This window comes from Peptidiphaga sp. (genome assembly GCF_057238965.1).
On sequence record NZ_DBHHEV010000060.1, the window covers coordinates 1 to 15,575 of the forward strand.

Sequence of the window (15,575 nt, forward strand, 5' to 3'; positions counted from 1 at the left end):
AGTACAGCAGGATGGCGCGCATCCCGTAGTAGGAGAAGCGCTCCCACATCTCCACGTTGAGCATCCAGGGCAGGCCCCGGGGGTGGCCGAACAGCCCGCGGTCCTCGCGCGACGGGGTTGTTCGCAGGGTGCTGGGGCGCCACCGGCTGGTGATCATGCGTCCGGCACCGACGACGTCGTCCTCGACGTTAGTCGGGGAATTTGGCATAATAGCTCTCCCTTTCTATGGGCGGGTACGGCAAGCAACCGAACCGTTGGCGCCTGATACGTGAACAGGCGCTATTGGTGTACCCTACACCGTTCGCGCGGTCGGCCGCTCGGCGATGCCGAGGCAATCGGGCGGGCAAAGCCGCGAAAAGGGAGTTTTCGACGGCGGCGGGCGACGGCGGCGACAGCCCTTTCCGCCGTGTCAGTCGCGCTCGTGCACCAGGATGAACTTCCCGATGGTTCCTCCCGAACGCAGCGCCGTCAAGGCCCGCGCGGCATCGGCGATTGGAAGCCTTTCCTGGACCGGGACGGTGACCTGACCCGTTGCCACTAGCATGAGGGCGCGACGGAGATAGGAACCGACGACATCGGGGTGGGCGTCCCCCAAGCCGCCGATGTTGAAGCCGAGAACGCTGACGCCCTTCGACCAGAGCGTGTTGGTGCTGATTCGCTGATCGCCGGCCTGCGCGGCGTCGCCGAGCGCAAGAAGCCGGCCCTCGAAGCGCAACAGCCTCAGGCTCTCCGGCCGCGCGGGGCCGGAGACGGGATCGACGATCACGTCGAACTGGCCGGAATCCCTGCTGGGAAGCGTGTCGCGGAGCCACACCTCGTCATACCCGAGATCAAGGGCAACCTGGCGTTTTTGCTCTGAGCCGACCACCCCCACGATCCTGCCCGCGCCAAGCAACCGCGCGATCTGGCCGAACTGGGTGCCGAGCCCTCCCGCCGCGGCCTGCACCAGCACATGCTCGCCCGGCTGAATGCGCAAGGTCCGCTCCAAGGCGGCCAGGGCGGTCGTGGTGTTCGAGGGGACGACCGACGCCAGCGCGGGATCCATCCCGGGAGGCAAAGGGACGGTGAGCGGAGCCTTCGCCAAAGCCACCTGCCCGTAGCCGCCCGCGCCCAAAATCGTGATCGGCGCGGCCACCGGTTCGCCGACCGTCAATCCTTCCACGCCTTCGCCAAGCTCGCGGACGCGGCCCGCCGCTTCGATCCCCGGAGTCCAAGGCAGCGGCCGAGAGGCCAGGCCCTCCGTGAACAGCGCCTCGACATAGTTCGCCCCCGCATATTCGACGTCGATCGTGACCTGACCCCGGGCCGGCCTGGGGACCGGCGCCTCCTGATACACAAGGCCCTCGGGGCCTGTGTAGCTCGTGATCTGAAGAGCCTTCATGAATTTTCCTTTCGTAGGCTGACCTGTAGTTGTTTTAGGGCCGACTCGTGTTTTTTGGGCGGATGCTTTTGTTTTTGGGGTGGATGCTTTTGATTTTTGAATGCTGGACTCCGCCGTTGCGAGGGAAGGCGACGATTTGACGGTGGGAGAGTCCTGTTGTTTGCGAGACGAGCTGGCCGTTTAGACCCGAGAAGAGCTGACGGTTTGGGCGTGAGAAGAGCTGGCGGCGTGGCCGGGAGCGACCGCAAAGTCGGTCCGGCAGCGTCATCGCTCTCTCTCGTGCACCAGCACCGCCTTGCCGACGGTTGCGCCCGCGGCCATATCGGCCAGGACCCTCGGCGCCTCGCGGATTGGGGCGCGCTCGGCTATGTGCACCGTCACCTCGCCCGAGGCTGCGAGGTTGAGCGCCCGCCTCAAGTAGACCCCCGTCGTCCGCGGATTCGCCGCCGTGAACGCCCCCAGATTGAAACCGAGCACGCCGACGCCTCGGAGCCACAGTGAATTGCTCGAAACCATCGGATCGCCGGCCTGGGCGGCGTCGCCGACCGCCAAAAGCCGCCCGCCGAGCCTGAGCAGGTCGAGGCTCGTTTGCCGCGCCGGCCCGGCGACGGGGTCCACGACGACGTCGAACTGCCCGCCGGCCGCATCGCCCAACTCGCTGCGCAGCCAGACCTCGTCGTAGCCGAGGTCGAGCGCGGCCCTCCGCTTGGCCTCGCTCCCGACGACGCCGACGGTCCGGGCCGCGCCAAGCAACCGCGCGATCTGGCCGAATTGCGAGCCCAGCCCGCCCGCTGCAGCGTGCACCAGCACGTGCTCGCCGGGCTTCAAATGGGCGACGCGCTCGAGCGCGACGAGCGCCGTCGTCGTATTCGCGGGGACCGCCGCGGCCAGCGCCGGATCCATGCCAGGCGGCAGGGGCGCGACCAGATTGGCGTTCGTGACCGCGACTTGGCCGTAAGCGCCGCCGCGATTGATCGTCAGCGCGACGACGGGGTGGCCCGGCTTAAGGGTCGAGTGGGGGCCCGGGGAGGAGAGGCCGGCCTCGACGTCCGCGTCTGCCTCGACGTCCGCGTCTGTGCCTGCCTCGCCGTCTGCGCCTGCGTGGCCGTCCGCGTCCGCGTCTGCCGCGGCCTCGACGCCCGCATTTGCCCGCACGTCCGTCTGTGATCTTGCGTCTGCTGCCCGCGAGACGAGCGAACGGACCCGGCCGACAGCCTCCAACCCGGGAACGTAGGGGAGCGGCAGGTCGATCAGACCGCCCGCGAGCAGCGCCTCGATGTACCCGACGCCGGCATATTCGACGTCGAGCGCGACGTCCTCCGGCCCGGGCTCAGGCGCCGGCGCCTCGCCGTACTTCAGGCCGGCGGGGCCGTCAAAACTGGTGATCTGCATGGCCTTCATCGTGGCCTTCTGGGGCGCGGCCTCCGGCGCTTCCTTATGGCGTGCGGCCTCCCGGGGGTCCTCTTTGTGCGCGGCCGTCGCGGCGTTCTGCGTCGCGGCTCCTTGGAGCGGCGTGTGGCTCGTGTTCTGATTCATGGCGCCCTTTCGACGTTAGTTTCAGTTAGCTGTACAATGTAAGTAACCTTAAACAGTGGGTGGCTGGATGCGCAAGCCTGGTGAGCGGCTTTCGAATCATCGGGCGGGCGCGACGGCGCCAATCGTATGCGGCCTGCCGCTGTGCTGAGAGATGCGACGGCTCGTCCCCGCAAGCGCGGAGGCCGCGCATGTGGCGTCGGAGACCTCTTCGACGACGGGTCTTGGCCCCGCGGGCGCGGAGGCTTTGTCCATACACGCCGGTCGGTGCGGTCGGAGCGGTACTTGGCTCCGCGGGCGCGGAGGCTTTGTGCAGCGGCATCGCTGGATATCCGCTCGCCCGAGCGTTGCCGATGCGCATCCCATCGCCCAGGCGCATCCCATTGCCCACCCGCATCGCGGAAAGGGCAGAAAGGACAGAAAATGGATTCAATGGAAAACACAGGGAAATCAGACAACTCCCGAGAACTGGGGGCTGCAGGCCCGCGCGTAGCGCCCATCGGCCTCGGGTGCATGGGCATGAGCTGGATTTACGCGGAAAGCGGCCGCGACGACGCCGAGTCAGTCAGGGTCATCCGCGAGGCGCTCGACTCCGGCGTCGGCCTGCTCGACACCGCCGCCCTCTACGGCGACGGGCACAACGAACGGCTCGTCGGCAGGGCCGTCGCGGGCAGGCGGGACGGCGTCGTCGTGGCGACGAAAGGCGGGCTGGTCGTCGACGATCTGGCGACCAAAAGCATCCACCGCGACGGCCGGCCCGAGGCGTTGCGGCGGCATGTCGAGGGCAGCCTCGAGCGGCTCGGCGTCGAACGGATCGACCTGTACTATCTGCACCGCGTCGACCCGGACGTGCCGCTTGAGGAAAGCTGGGGCGCGCTCGCGGAGCTCGTCGCCGAAGGGAAACTGGCCCGAATCGGGCTTTCCGAAGTGACGGTGGCCCAAGCGGCCGCAGCCCATGCCGTCCATCCGGTGGCGGCGATCCAGTCCGAGCTGTCGGTGTGGACGCGCGACCCGCTCGGCGGGGAGGCGCCCGGTGATGCGGGAGCCGGCGCCGAGGCCGGCGGCAGCCTCCTCGCGTGGACCCTGGCCAACGGCGTCGCCTTCGTGCCGTTTGCGCCGCTCGGGCGCGGCTACCTGACCGGAACGCTCGCCCCGGGCACGTTCGAAAGCGGCGACATTCGTTCCGTCAATCCGCGGTTCACGGCCGAGGCATTCGAACGCAACCGCGCGATCGGCGAGGAGATCGCCCGCATCGCCGAGGCGCACGGGGCGACGTCGGCCCAAGTCTCCCTCGCGTGGCTGCTCGGCCTGGCCGACAACGTCATCCCGATTCCCGGGACCCGCAGCGGCAAACACCTGGCCGAGAATCTGGAAGCCGCCAGCCTGCGGATGTCCGACGCCGAACGCGAGCGCCTGGACAGGCTTCCTCAGGCCTACGGCTCACGCTACTGACCCACGTGGGACGTGACATTGGGAGCGTTCTTCGAGTGCTCTTCGAATGTCTACATCCGCTCCGAGGCGGTGCCTACAGGCAAGGTCTTCTGTCTGCTAGGCGTAGTGGAGAATTCCTTGCTCCAGTGCCAAGGCAGGCCTGCCTTGGCACGTTGTTGACCTTGACTAGTTCGGATATACTAAAAACATCACGACCGGTTCCGCTGCTTCTCGGAGCAGTCCAGGGCCGGTCCTCTTTTTGCGATCTGTGTTAAGAGGTGGAGCGTGCCGCAGCCATCTAAGACGTTCAAGACGCATGGCGAACGAATCGCACTGCTGCGCTGTCGCGACATGCAGATTAATGACGTTGCCTACGCTCGGCGAGTCTTGGAACGCGTTAACTACTACAGGTTCTCTGGCTACTGGTATCCCTTCCGGCGACTAAATTCTGATGGCCGCCACCGGCTTGATGTCTTCGTCGACGGCACCAACTTCACCGATGTCGCCGCGTTGTACGATTTCGACGAACGTCTTCGCTCGGCCGTGTTCGACTGCTTGACTCCAGTGGAATTGGCTTTAAAGGCAATGCTCGGACACGAGCTTGGGCGTCTTGACCCGCTCGTCCACCTGCGCCCAGCGTTGTTAGGGCCAGGAGCCCGTCAGAAGCGTTCGGCCGCAAAACCGTCGCAGCAGTATCAGATGTGGTTAGACCGATATAATAAAGAGCTGTCCCTTTCTCGTGAAGACTTCGTCAAGCACCACCAGCGGAAGTATGGAGGGCAGCTCCCAATCTGGGCAGCCGTGGAAGTTATGGGCTGGGGTTCGCTGGCTTATTTGTACCGGTTGTCACCAATTGCTGTCTGTGACGTCATCGCCGCTCGCATGAAACTGACCGCGGCGCAACTTGGGTCATGGATTAGGGCACTTAACATCGTTCGCAACTACTCGGCTCATCATGCCCGCATGTTTAATCGGGTCTACACACTTAAACCGCGCTTGCCCAAAGTAGAAACGCATCCCGAGTTGGCTGCGGCAAAAAAGGCCCTAAACCGATGCTTCGGTCAGCTCACTCTCATTCAGTACTTGCTCACTGTTCTTGGCATCGGGGATCGAACATTGCTTCCGCGCACTCTGTCAACCTATCCGGATATACCTGCGCTCCCCATCAGCCACATGGGAACACCCAAAGATTGGCAAACGCTGCCTCTCTGGCAAAGTTGAACCCTGTGACAGTATCCGCACTTACAGCCTTCGGTTTCGAGCTGCAATGTGTCGGATCTTCAAGAAAGATCAGTCGTCGGGATCAGACTCAGTGTTAGCAGCGCTCACCGGAGGATCCGACTCTTCAAGAGCCGCACTTACGCGCTTGAGCAGCTCGCGCAGCTGTGCGCGCTCGTCTGCGCTGAACGCCTGGCCGATGCGCTCTTCGACGGCGCGCGCGGCGGCGTCGGCCTTGACGAGCAGCTTCTCGCCCTTGGGTGTGAGCGTCACGACCAGCACTTTTCGGTGGAGCTTCGAGGGCTCGCGCGTCACCAGGCTCTTGGAGGCGAGCTTGTCGAGCGTGGCGCCCATCGTCTGCGGGGTGACCGCCACGGCCCGTGCGAGCTGCGAGGGCGATTGCCCTGGAACGTAGTAGAGCGAGAGCATCGCGCCGTACTGAGCCACCGTCAGGTCGAATGGGCGCAGCGCCTCGGCCTTCGCGGACATCATCGCCTGCTCGGCAAGCTTGACGTGCAGGCCGATGCGGAGCTCGGCGTTGGCTGCGAGCTCTCCCTCGCCGCGTCGGGGAGCCGGAAGCCTGAAAGCCGGATCGCAAGGAAGGCTCGGGACGCGTGCGGATTCGACGTCGTAGCGAGCGCCGTCGGCGGAAGGCAAAGCGCCGTCGGGCGACGAGGCGTCAGCCGTCCCAAGAGAAGAAGCATCGGTCACCCCACCAGAATAGGGCACGGCGTCAACGGCTCGGGGAGAGACTGCTACGCGCAGCGGTTGCGACAGGCCGTCAGGCCCGCACCAGTTCGACGTCGTCCAGGTTAAGGAAGTAGACGCATTCGGGCGACCAGCCCGAGAGCGTCGTGAAACCCAGCTCGGTCTCGATCGGCAGCCAGGCCCCTGTGAAATAGGTTTCTGCATTGATGTACACCGCGTCATATTCGGCTGAGGCCGCCCGCCAATCGACGAGCACGTCGTTGGGAACCGCAAAGATCGGCGACCTGAGGTGGTAAGGAGTGTGCCCTCCTCTTTCCCGCTGCGCCTTTGCCGGAACGAGGAGGGGATGGCGTTCGACGAGCTTGGCATAATCTTCGATGGTCTCGATCCGATACAGTCTTGCAGGCAAGCGTGCCGCGGATTTCTCTTTGACGGACAGCCGGCAACCGTTTGTCTGTTCGATCGCCTGTCCGATCGCTTCGTGGACTTCTTTGTTCGAGTCCTCGCTCAGAAGGTCGTGCGCCAGCACCGACGCCGGAATTCCGCATCTGGCCGGAACGAACGGAGCTCCGGCCACGATCTGCGCGTTCCACAAGACGCCGGGGTTCTGTTTGAGCGGGGCCGTCCACCACACATCGGTTCCCAGCGGCGAAAAGACGGCATTCTTGTAAGCTTCAATCGGAACGCCGGTCAGCCGTGTCGCATACCGTTCTTCGCCGAGGCAACTGCGGAGCCAGTCGCAGCAGCCCCGCAGCAGGATGCGAGCGGCCTCTTCATATTCTTGTGGAATCCGAAATGGGTTTTGCGTGCTGAATCCGAAGGCAGACCCGACCTGTTCGGCCAGAATAAGCAGGCGAAACAGATTTGGCAGCCTGCTGCGGTGTTCGCCGCGCTGGCGGAGTTGGCCGCGCTCGCGATGTTCGTCGATGCCGAGGCGCTCGAACAACTCGGGCAGAAACCGCTCGAATGCGGGGGAATCGTCGCGATATCCCTGAGCAATTGTCTCTTCCAAGTCACCCACAGGGCCAGCTTCGGAGAACAGCGACAGGCCCCGATGCCAGCACTCACCGATCCATGTGGCGAAAGCGTGTGTAAATGTTGCGATCATCGTATCCCGCAGTTTACTTTAAGAATGTTCGTTGGAAGTCTAGTGACGTCGTAACGGTAATTTACTTCATTGTATTTCTAGAATACGTGTCTAGATTGTCGCGTCATCATCTGATCAAAAGCGCGGTTTGCCTTTGACACGGTGTCAAGCCGGAAGATGGAGCCATGACCGAGACGAGACTGCTTCGCATCGGTGAGTTTTCAACGCTCACACGATTGTCTGCGCGGATGCTGCGCTACTACGACGCCAACGGCGTTCTGACCCCGTCCGCCACGGATGACGTGACCGGCCACAGGTTCTACGTCGCCTCGCAGGTGCGCGAAGCGACGCTGATTCGCCAGCTTCGCGACGTCGGCTTCTCCGCCTCCGCCATAGCCGCCCTGCTTCCGCTACGCGAGAACCCAGAGGCTCTGGGCCGCGCGCTAGCCGTTCAGCGCGATCAGCTCATCGCCGACGCCGAGGCCGCCCGCCGCCGCATCGCCGAGATTGACCGACTCATCTCACAAACGAACAGGAGGGCCATCATGGCCGAAATCACCGTCACCACCCATCCGGCGCAGCGAGTGGTCGCATTGCGCACGACGATCGACACCTACGCCGACGAGCACAAGGCGTGGATCGCAGCCATGGAAGCGATCAGGGCCCAGGGAATCCCGCTTGCCGGCGGGCTGTGCGGCGCCACCTTCCACGACCTCGAGTACCGCGAGGCCGACGTCGACATCGAGGTGTGGGAACCCGCGGGGCCCGACGCCGTCGCGGCCGACCCGCTCACAATCCGCGAGATCCCAGAGCAGAAGGTCGCCGTGGCGACGTTCCGCGGTGGCTACGACCAGTTCGGGCCCGTCAACGAGGAGCTGGCCGAGTACATCGCCGCTTCCGGGCTCGAGTTCGCCGGGCCGATGTACAACCGCTACCTCGTGGGCCCCGCCGACACCCGGAACACGGACGAGTACGTGACCGAAGTGTGCGTGCCCGTGGCCTGAGCGTGAGCGCCGGCGGGAGTTGAATGCCCGCGGATTGAGCGCGCGTCTGTCAGAGTCTGAGCGCCCGCGGATCGAGCGCGTATCCGTTGGAGATTGTGCGGCCCGTTGCCTGAGTCCGCTGACTTGCGGTTGCCGCAGCAGGCCTTCGGCTTGACGGACCCCGCCGGCGAACGGAGGCTGGCCCGGCTCTGCCTGGGCTGGCCTCCGGGGCCGACGTCGCAGGCGCCGACCTCGGTCAGCGAGACGCACCGTTATGCCTGCCGCTGCAAAGGAACCGTCGTGTTGGCCGGCACGGGCCGTCCGTTGTTCTGGCCGATGCGGACGGTCCATTGTTCTGGCCGATGCGGACGGGCCGTTGTTCTGGTCCGCTCAGTCCCTCCGCGGCCGCGCCGACCGGCTCGGACAGCCCGTTCTTGTGCCGGTCGGCCGATCGTCCGTCACACCGGCTGGCGCAGATTGTCCATCAGGGCGCGGCGATCGAGCCGCGCGGGCAGCCACGTGGTGGCGACAGCCAAAACCAGCGACGCTCCCATGGCCGCCAACAAGAACTTCACGGGAATGGCGGAGGCGAACATCTCTGCTCCGCCTCCCGACATCGCCGTAGCGCAGACCGCGCTGAGCAAAGTCGTCGCCAATCCGAAAAGGATCCCGGTTCCGGCGTATATCGCCCCCTCGAGGGCGGTGGACCGCAGAACGGCGCCCGGCCGCGCTCCAATCACTCCGAGCAACGCCCCCTCTTGGCGGCGCGTTCGCCCGACCATAGCGATGTTCGCCACGCCCCCGATCCCGGCTATGAAGAAAATCGGGACCATGATCGTGAGAAAACCGTTGACCCCGTTGCTCATTCCGCCCGAGCGCGCCGCGCCGCCTATGGCGTGGATGGTGCCCGTCATGGAAACGGCGATGGCGAAGGGCACGATCGTGGTCATGCTGAGGGCCGAGCGGTGGCGCGCATTCTTGCGTGCCGAGAACCAGGCCGGGCTGCGGCTTGGAATCAGCCTCGTCCAGAAAACCAACAGGGGGCGGAGCGTCCAATTCGGAACGAACAATGCCGCCAAGGCGGCGATGAACCCCACTGCTCCGCCCATGAGCGCTCGGCCGCCCGGGGATTGAAGCTGAGCGATTTCCGCTTTGCCCGCGGCACCCTCTTCTAAAACGTCGGCGGGCAGGTTGATGAAAATTGGCAGCGACGCCGCGCCGATCACCAATACTCCGGCAGCGATCCACTGCCACACCCGCGTGCGCGTGGTTGGGGCGGCCGCCTCTCGCAAAGCCTGCATCTCAGGCACATTGGCTGCCCGCCGTGCGGCGCCCAGACCTCCGAGCACGCTGAACAGAGCCGTCACGAGCACTGCCGCGGGTACGGAGAAAACGGGCATCGTCAGAGGAATGTTCCGGGGAAACAGATCGAATTCCCGCCACGTGAGCAGATAGATTCGCGCCAGCGGCAGGGCGAGCAGCCCGCCCAACAGGCCCCCGATCACTCCGACGGCGCCAACCTGCCACAGGATGATCGCGCGGATGCGGCTGCCGGGAATTCCAAGCACCTTCCACAGGGCGTGCGAGCGCTGCTGGGCCGTGACCGTCAGGCTCAGCGTGGTCGATATGACGATCGCCGTCGCCAAGCCCGCGTATCCCACCAGGTTGCTGCCGATCAGGCTGCTAGCGCGCAAATGCTCTCCATTGCCGTGATCCAGGGACCACTGGGTGGCGCTCCACCACGCGATGACGATTATCCCCACGACGGCGGCGCCCGCCGTGGCCACCAGCAGCGACCACAGCCATTGACGGGCGTGGTGACGCAGGTCTTTCCACATCAAGGTCGACATTTTCCCCTCCCTTCAGCGCGCACGGGCGGCGTGGACCAGGCCGGCGATTCGCTCGGCGTCGCGGCAGTTCGACCACGTCGCGAGGTGGCCGCCGCTCATGACCGCGACGGAGTCAGCCAGGGCTGCGGCTTCGACGTCGTGCGTGACCATGACCACGGTGGTTCCCCGCGAGGCGAGCTGACGAAGCCAATCCAGGACGACGCCGCTGGAGTCGAGGTCCAATGCGCCGGTGGGCTCGTCCGCGAAGACGATGCGCGGCTCGCTGGCCATCACGCGGGCGATGGCCACACGCTGGCGTTCGCCGCCGGAAAGCTGATGGGGCTTCAAATTCGCGCGATGTCGCAAGCCCACCGCATCGAGCGCCGCCTCGATCTGGCCTTTGGAAAGCGTCCGCCCGGCAAGCCGCGAAGGCATCGACACGTTCTCCGCGGCCGTCAAGGAGGCGATGAGGTTGTACTCCTGGAACACGAATCCAACGTGCTGCGCCCGGAACGTCGCGCGCTTGGCCGGCTTCATCTCGGAGGTTGCGCTCCCCAGCATCGTCACGCGCCCGCCCGTGGGCTCGTCGAGTCCCGCCATGCAGTGCAGAAGGGTCGATTTACCCGAACCCGAGGCTCCTACAATCGCGGTGAAGCTGCCTTCTGGAAAATCGGCGTCGACGCCGTCGAGGGCGAGAACCCTGGCGTCCTTTCGGCCAGGCACCTCGTATACGCGCGTGAGTTGACGGACGGAAATGGAGGCGTTGACGGGGCCTGGCCGACCGGCCCGAGAAGGGTCTCGCTGTCCGGTTCTTGGTTGGTTCGGTTGGGAAAAACCCTGTGGGACGCCGCCGGGTCCGCCGACCCGAGAGCCTTGCCGGCCGACCTCGGGTTGCCCCGCGTTTCGCCCCCAGCGTCTGGTTGCCCCATTTTGCATCTCGGCCCCTGCGCCTCGCGAGCGGCGGAAAACGTCGGGCCCTGTCTGTTCGTCGCCGTGCGGCTCATTTTGATTCTCGAATCTCATGCTTCAATCTTCTCAGCGGGGATTTCGGTTTCATATCCCGCGAACTGGCCGAATCGCGGAAGGGTGGCAGGAGTGCGAATAGGGGGCTGGTGCGAACGAAAGCAGGGGGCTGACGGGGCGCCACGGGCCGTGCGGCACAGCCAAAGTGAAGGCATGCGGCTAAAGTGAGAGCATGCGGTTAAAGTGAAAGCATGCTGCGCCGCTTCCTGATCGCCGCCTCCGCCCTGCTTGCGTGGGGCGAACTCGTGCATTGGCGGGCGAGCCGGCGGTGCTTGGGCCAGGGCGAGGCCGCCAAAGGTCAAGCGTTCCGGCAAGCTCGTCGGCGATCACATGTGCAAGCGGGCGGACGAGCTTCGGATGCGCGGCAGAGAGACATCGGCGAGGCCGGCGGAAAGCGTGAAGCCGGCGTCGGCGAAGGGGCCGGCGTCGAGGCGGGCGTCGGCAAGGCCGTCGTCGTGCTGGGTTTCGCCAACCGGGGCGCCCGCGCGAACTTCGTCAACCGGTATCGGGTGCGCGCCGGGCTCCGCTCGCTTGAAGCTGCCGGGCGGCAACGTGCCAAACTCCGTTCGCTTGAGTCTGACGGGCTGCGGGGCATTGGTTTTCAGCGCGGTTCGGCAACCCGATGTGAATCGGCAGTTCCCCGTAGATCCGTTCGGCAAAGTTCTGGCGCAGCGCTTGTTTCCGGGAGCGGGCGCGCCTTCGCTGATGCCTCGGTTTCCGGCTTTGCGCATACCTCCACAGTTTCGAGCACTGCACATTCCTCCGCAGTTTCAGGTATTGCGTCTGCTTCCGCGCTCTCAGGTACCGCATATGCCTCCGCAGCTGCGGATGTGCTTGTGCTGTGCGGCGGCGCGGTGTCGGGGCCCGTCCCCGAGGCCGACGTCATGGAAAACTACGCGCGAGCCCGTGGATATGCGGGGCCGATCCGCCTTGACCGCGAGAGCCGATCGACGCTCCAAAACATCGAAAATGCGATCCCGCTGATCGAGGGTGCCGATTCCATCGCAATCGTCTCCAATTCGCTGCATGCCCTTAAAGGGAGAATACTTCTGCGTGAGCTGCGCCCGGACCTCGCCGACCGGCTCGTGCGCGGGGCGGATTACCGCTTCGGCGAGCAGATTCTCGTCAAACCGATAGCCGCCGTGGCGGGGCTCGCCGACCTGCGGGCGTTGCGACGTCGTAGGCCCAAACCGAGCTCGGCGGCCTGAACGGCGGCGTCGCAGTGGCACATGCCGGGCACATTCGCTCGTTGGGTCGTGTTGAGTGCTAGATGGCGAGCGTTGCGGCGCATGCGTTTGCGGGGCGCGCGGTTTGGCCCGGCGGGCCAAAACCGCGCGATCTTTCCAAACTCCGGCGATTTCTCCAAACCCTGGCGATCTTTCCAAACTCCGGCGATTCTTCCGGACCTCGGCGATCCTTCCGAACCCCCGCGACCCCGCCGAAACTGGGCGAACTGGCCAGAGTCGACCGGGCCTTACGAACCCCGTGATTTGGGCGAATCAGACCGTCTTGACCGTCCCGCCGTCGATGACGATGTTCGCCCCCACGAGGTACTCAGCGGCCGACGAAGCTGCGAATACGATGAGCGCGGCGATCTCCTCGGGCTCGGCGATTCGCCCAGAAGTGACGCCGAATGCGGTGGGCATCGCCGAGAGAAGGTCGCTGTGGGACATGCCCATCGAGGCTGCCACACGCGAACCGAAACCGTCCGGGTCGCGCCACAGTCCGGTGCCGACCCCGCCCGGAGAGACGGCGTTCACGCGCACCCCTTTCGGCCCGAACTCTTCGCTCAAACGCTTGCTGAAAGCCACGAGCGCGGCCTTGGCCTCGCTGTAGCCGACCGGCCCTTGCGCGGGCACGAGGGCGTTGATGGATCCAGTGTTGACGATTGCGCCGCGGCGTTCGAGGAGGCTCGGAAGGGCTGCGCGGCTCATCCACACTGCGCTGAAGAAGTTCAGATTGAATAGGTCGTGCCACTGGGCGTCGTCGATGTCGAGGAAGCCGCCGAGCTTCATGACGTCAGGGTCGCCCGCGCCGACGTTGTTGACGAGGATGTCGATTCCTCCGAGCTCTGCCAGCGCCGCTTTGACCGCCGCTTCGGCGCCGCCCGGCGTCGATAAATCGGCCGAAATGGCGAGTGCGCTCGCATCTTCGAGCTCCGGGGTGATCGTGCGGGCCACGCCAACCACTTGAGCTCCCTCTTCCGCGAGTTTGCGGACGACGGCGAGGCCTATCCCGCGGCTGGCGCCCGAGACGAGAGCGGTTTTGCCTTCGAGGTTGAGATTCATGTTTCTCCTTTGTTCTCAGCTACTGACGTGTGTGGTGATCAACCCGGTGGGGGCAATCCCTTTGTGTGTGGCGATCAACCCTGCGGGGGCGATCCCTTTGTGTGTGGCGATCAACTTGTTTAAAGCGCCGCCAGGGCCATGTCGATCACTCCGTAGAGTGATTCGGCTTCGTGCGTGACGGCCATGACGCGAAGACCGGCAAGCGTCGTCGCCAGGTGCTCGGCAAAGGCCGCGGCGTCGAGGTCCGGGCGGACGTCGCCCTCGCGCTGGCCGCGTTCGACGCGTCGGGCGAACCAAGAGGTCGATTCGTCCTGCATCTTCCGTATTTTTCGCGCCAAATCAGAGTCATCGCCCGCTAGCTCGACGGCGGTGTTGCCGATGAGGCATCCGCGGCGGCGGGCTTGAGCCTGATCCGAATCGACAACCGCCCGCAGGGCGTCCCTCAGACACTCGCGGGTGCTTCCGGGATGATCCATCAGGCCTTCCGCAAGTTTCGCGATCTGCTGCTGGTACTTGTCGAGACATCGCTCAAAGAGCGCCCGTTTGCTGGAAAACGCGTTGTACAGGCTCCCTTTGGCGACGCCGGTGGCCTCGGCCAAACGCGCGGGCGAGGTGGCGGCGTAGCCGTTCGTCCAAAACTCTTCCATCGCGCGTTCGACGACGTCGTCCTCGTCGAACTTTCGAGGTCTGCTCATGGGACGAGGCTATTTATTTTTGACTCGTAAGTCAAAAATAGGCGTGCGTCAAGGCGCAAACGTCGGCCGTCGAGCCGTTGTCGCTGTCGACCGTTGGGGGCGCCACGGCCGGCCGTCGAACCGTTGTCGCCGTCTGTCGAGGCGTCAGTCGGAAAGCTCCAACTCCTCGAGTGCCGTAGCGAGCGCTTTGCGGCCGGCGGGGGAGAGGCGGGCGCGCAATTCGGCGTCGAGCTCCTCTGCCGCCGCGGCGCTTTCCGCCAACAGCTCCCGCCCTTTCGGGGTGAGGGTGATGACCTGCACCCGCCTGTCGGCGGCGCTTCGCTCGCGGCCGACGGCGCCGAGGTCCGCGAGCTGGTCAACGAGGGATACGACAAGGCTGGGGGCGACATTGAGGCGAGTCGCGATGTCGCGTTGGGACGAGGCGTGGCCCGCGTCTACGGCTGCGAGCAGTCCAACCTGTTTGTGGGTCAGGCCCAGCCGCTCCACGCGCTGGGAAAAGGCTTGTGTTATCTGGGATCCGGCCATGCCCAGACGGAAGCACGCCGCCTGGAGGATCGTCATGCCGTCGACGTCGTCCACGCCAAGAGGGTAACATTATGATTAATTCATAAATGAATGATTGAGAACAGAACGATCTGAAAGGAGGAGCGATTATGCCGTTATGGCTAAATGTCGCAAATTCGCTGATGGCGCTGGGGTCGGCCGCATTCGGCGTCCTCGCGTTGATTCGACCGGAGGCGTTGAACGGGCTTCGTGGTGAGGGCGAGGCCCTGGGGGAATGCGGCGGCTCGGACGTGCGCGCCGATGTCGAAGGCGCGCGCCTCTATGCCGCCATGTACGCAGGACGCGCCATCCCGCTCGGTTTGGCCGTGTCTGCCGTCGCGTGGGCCGCCCCCGACGAGCGGGCGACGGCGTTGCTTCTCGGCGTCGCCGTCGCCGCGCAAATCGCCGACGTCGTGGCTGCCGTCGCGAATCGCCTGAAAGGAATGGCCGTCGGCGCCGCCTTCGCCGCCCTTGTCCATGCGGCCGCGCTCGCGACAGTGCTGTGAGTCGCCGGCGGGGCGCCGTGAGCCACCTCATATCGACATGGGCTCGCAGATGATTTAATCTTCAACTATGAAGTCATTCGGATTCCTCAGCTTTGGCCATCATTCGCTCGACGGCAAACACGGGCCGCTCGCCGGAGAGGCGCTCCGCCAGCAGATTGAGCTCGCGCGGGCCGCGGACGAGATCGGCGTCAACGGCGCATACTTCCGCGTCCACCATTTCGCTCCCCAAGGATCCTCGCCCATGCCGATCCTCGCGGCGATTGCGGCGTCGACGAAAAACATCGAAGTGGGCACGGGCGTCATCGACCTGCGCTAGCGCATGTCTGAGTTATGGCGTTGGACGGAACACC

At 65.1% G+C, this 15,575-nt stretch carries 16 protein-coding genes and 1 pseudogene; 6 read left to right on the top strand and 11 right to left on the bottom strand.

The window, feature by feature from the left end; genetic code table 11:
- From ACO48X_RS07835 to ACO48X_RS07845, 3 genes and pseudogenes are all read right to left on the bottom strand, one after another.
- Positions 1–208, bottom strand: a pseudogene (locus ACO48X_RS07835) (peptide MFS transporter); the annotation flags it as partial.
- Positions 209–409: 201 nt separating this feature from the next.
- Entirely contained in the window at positions 410–1,381 is a 972-nt protein-coding gene (locus ACO48X_RS07840) for a quinone oxidoreductase family protein (RefSeq protein ID WP_485001527.1), read from the bottom strand.
- A 264-nt stretch (positions 1,382–1,645) separates the two neighbouring features.
- Complete coding sequence (locus tag ACO48X_RS07845; protein WP_485001538.1) at positions 1,646–2,782, bottom strand: quinone oxidoreductase family protein; 1,137 nt, start codon at positions 2,780–2,782, stop codon at positions 1,646–1,648.
- A 564-nt stretch (positions 2,783–3,346) separates the two neighbouring features.
- Here ACO48X_RS07845 and ACO48X_RS07850 point away from each other — a divergent pair.
- The gene (locus ACO48X_RS07850) at positions 3,347–4,366 is read left to right on the top strand and encodes an aldo/keto reductase (protein WP_485001528.1); all 1,020 of its coding nucleotides are present in this window, start codon (positions 3,347–3,349) and stop codon (positions 4,364–4,366) included.
- Positions 4,367–4,630: 264 nt separating this feature from the next.
- Complete coding sequence (locus ACO48X_RS07855) at positions 4,631–5,566, top strand: Abi family protein (protein ID WP_485001529.1); 936 nt, start codon at positions 4,631–4,633, stop codon at positions 5,564–5,566.
- A gap of 69 nt (positions 5,567–5,635) precedes the next feature.
- On the opposite strand, the gene ACO48X_RS07860 is transcribed toward ACO48X_RS07855, so the two are convergent.
- Positions 5,636–6,274, bottom strand: a complete 639-nt coding sequence (locus ACO48X_RS07860) for a MarR family winged helix-turn-helix transcriptional regulator (RefSeq protein ID WP_485001530.1) — start codon at positions 6,272–6,274, stop codon at positions 5,636–5,638.
- 70 nt (positions 6,275–6,344) lie between these two features.
- Complete coding sequence (locus tag ACO48X_RS07865; RefSeq protein ID WP_485001531.1) at positions 6,345–7,292, bottom strand: hypothetical protein; 948 nt, start codon at positions 7,290–7,292, stop codon at positions 6,345–6,347.
- 251 nt (positions 7,293–7,543) lie between these two features.
- On the opposite strand from ACO48X_RS07865, the gene ACO48X_RS07870 reads away from it, so the two are divergent.
- Positions 7,544–8,362, top strand: a complete 819-nt coding sequence (locus tag ACO48X_RS07870) for a MerR family transcriptional regulator (RefSeq protein ID WP_485001532.1) — start codon at positions 7,544–7,546, stop codon at positions 8,360–8,362.
- 437 nt (positions 8,363–8,799) lie between these two features.
- Here ACO48X_RS07870 and ACO48X_RS07875 read toward each other — a convergent pair whose 3' ends face one another.
- The 3 genes from ACO48X_RS07875 to ACO48X_RS07885 all read right to left on the bottom strand — a co-directional run bounded on the left by ACO48X_RS07875 (position 8,800) and on the right by ACO48X_RS07885 (position 11,744).
- Positions 8,800–10,179, bottom strand: coding sequence for an FtsX-like permease family protein (locus ACO48X_RS07875; protein ID WP_485001539.1), 1,380 nt, complete (start codon positions 10,177–10,179; stop codon positions 8,800–8,802).
- 24 nt (positions 10,180–10,203) lie between these two features.
- Positions 10,204–10,893, bottom strand: coding sequence for an ABC transporter ATP-binding protein (locus ACO48X_RS07880; RefSeq protein WP_485001533.1), 690 nt, complete (start codon positions 10,891–10,893; stop codon positions 10,204–10,206).
- Positions 10,894–11,519: 626 nt separating this feature from the next.
- Entirely contained in the window at positions 11,520–11,744 is a 225-nt protein-coding gene (locus ACO48X_RS07885) for a hypothetical protein (RefSeq protein WP_485001541.1), read from the bottom strand.
- Between ACO48X_RS07885 and ACO48X_RS07890 the strand changes: the two genes are divergently transcribed.
- Entirely contained in the window at positions 11,703–12,401 is a 699-nt protein-coding gene (locus ACO48X_RS07890) for a YdcF family protein (RefSeq protein WP_485001540.1), read from the top strand. The genes ACO48X_RS07885 and ACO48X_RS07890 overlap by 42 nt on opposite strands.
- A gap of 291 nt (positions 12,402–12,692) precedes the next feature.
- Here ACO48X_RS07890 and ACO48X_RS07895 read toward each other — a convergent pair whose 3' ends face one another.
- The 3 genes from ACO48X_RS07895 to ACO48X_RS07905 form a co-directional block, all read right to left on the bottom strand.
- On the bottom strand, positions 12,693–13,481 hold the full coding sequence (locus tag ACO48X_RS07895; protein ID WP_485001534.1) for an oxidoreductase: 789 nt from the start codon (positions 13,479–13,481) through the stop codon (positions 12,693–12,695).
- Between the two features lie 119 nt (positions 13,482–13,600).
- On the bottom strand, positions 13,601–14,176 hold the full coding sequence (locus ACO48X_RS07900) for a TetR/AcrR family transcriptional regulator (RefSeq protein WP_485001535.1): 576 nt from the start codon (positions 14,174–14,176) through the stop codon (positions 13,601–13,603).
- A 144-nt stretch (positions 14,177–14,320) separates the two neighbouring features.
- Positions 14,321–14,755 carry a MarR family winged helix-turn-helix transcriptional regulator gene (locus ACO48X_RS07905; protein WP_485001536.1) on the bottom strand — a complete coding sequence of 145 codons (435 nt, stop codon included), beginning with the start codon at positions 14,753–14,755 and terminating at the stop codon, positions 14,321–14,323.
- Between the two features lie 107 nt (positions 14,756–14,862).
- Between ACO48X_RS07905 and ACO48X_RS07910 the strand changes: the two genes are divergently transcribed.
- Together ACO48X_RS07910 and ACO48X_RS07915 are read left to right on the top strand one after the other, a co-directional pair.
- The gene (locus tag ACO48X_RS07910) at positions 14,863–15,225 is read left to right on the top strand and encodes a hypothetical protein (protein WP_485001537.1); all 363 of its coding nucleotides are present in this window, start codon (positions 14,863–14,865) and stop codon (positions 15,223–15,225) included.
- Between the two features lie 67 nt (positions 15,226–15,292).
- The gene (locus ACO48X_RS07915) at positions 15,293–15,541 is read left to right on the top strand and encodes an LLM class flavin-dependent oxidoreductase (RefSeq protein WP_277065363.1); all 249 of its coding nucleotides are present in this window, start codon (positions 15,293–15,295) and stop codon (positions 15,539–15,541) included.
- The last annotated feature ends 34 nt before the right edge of the window (positions 15,542–15,575 follow it).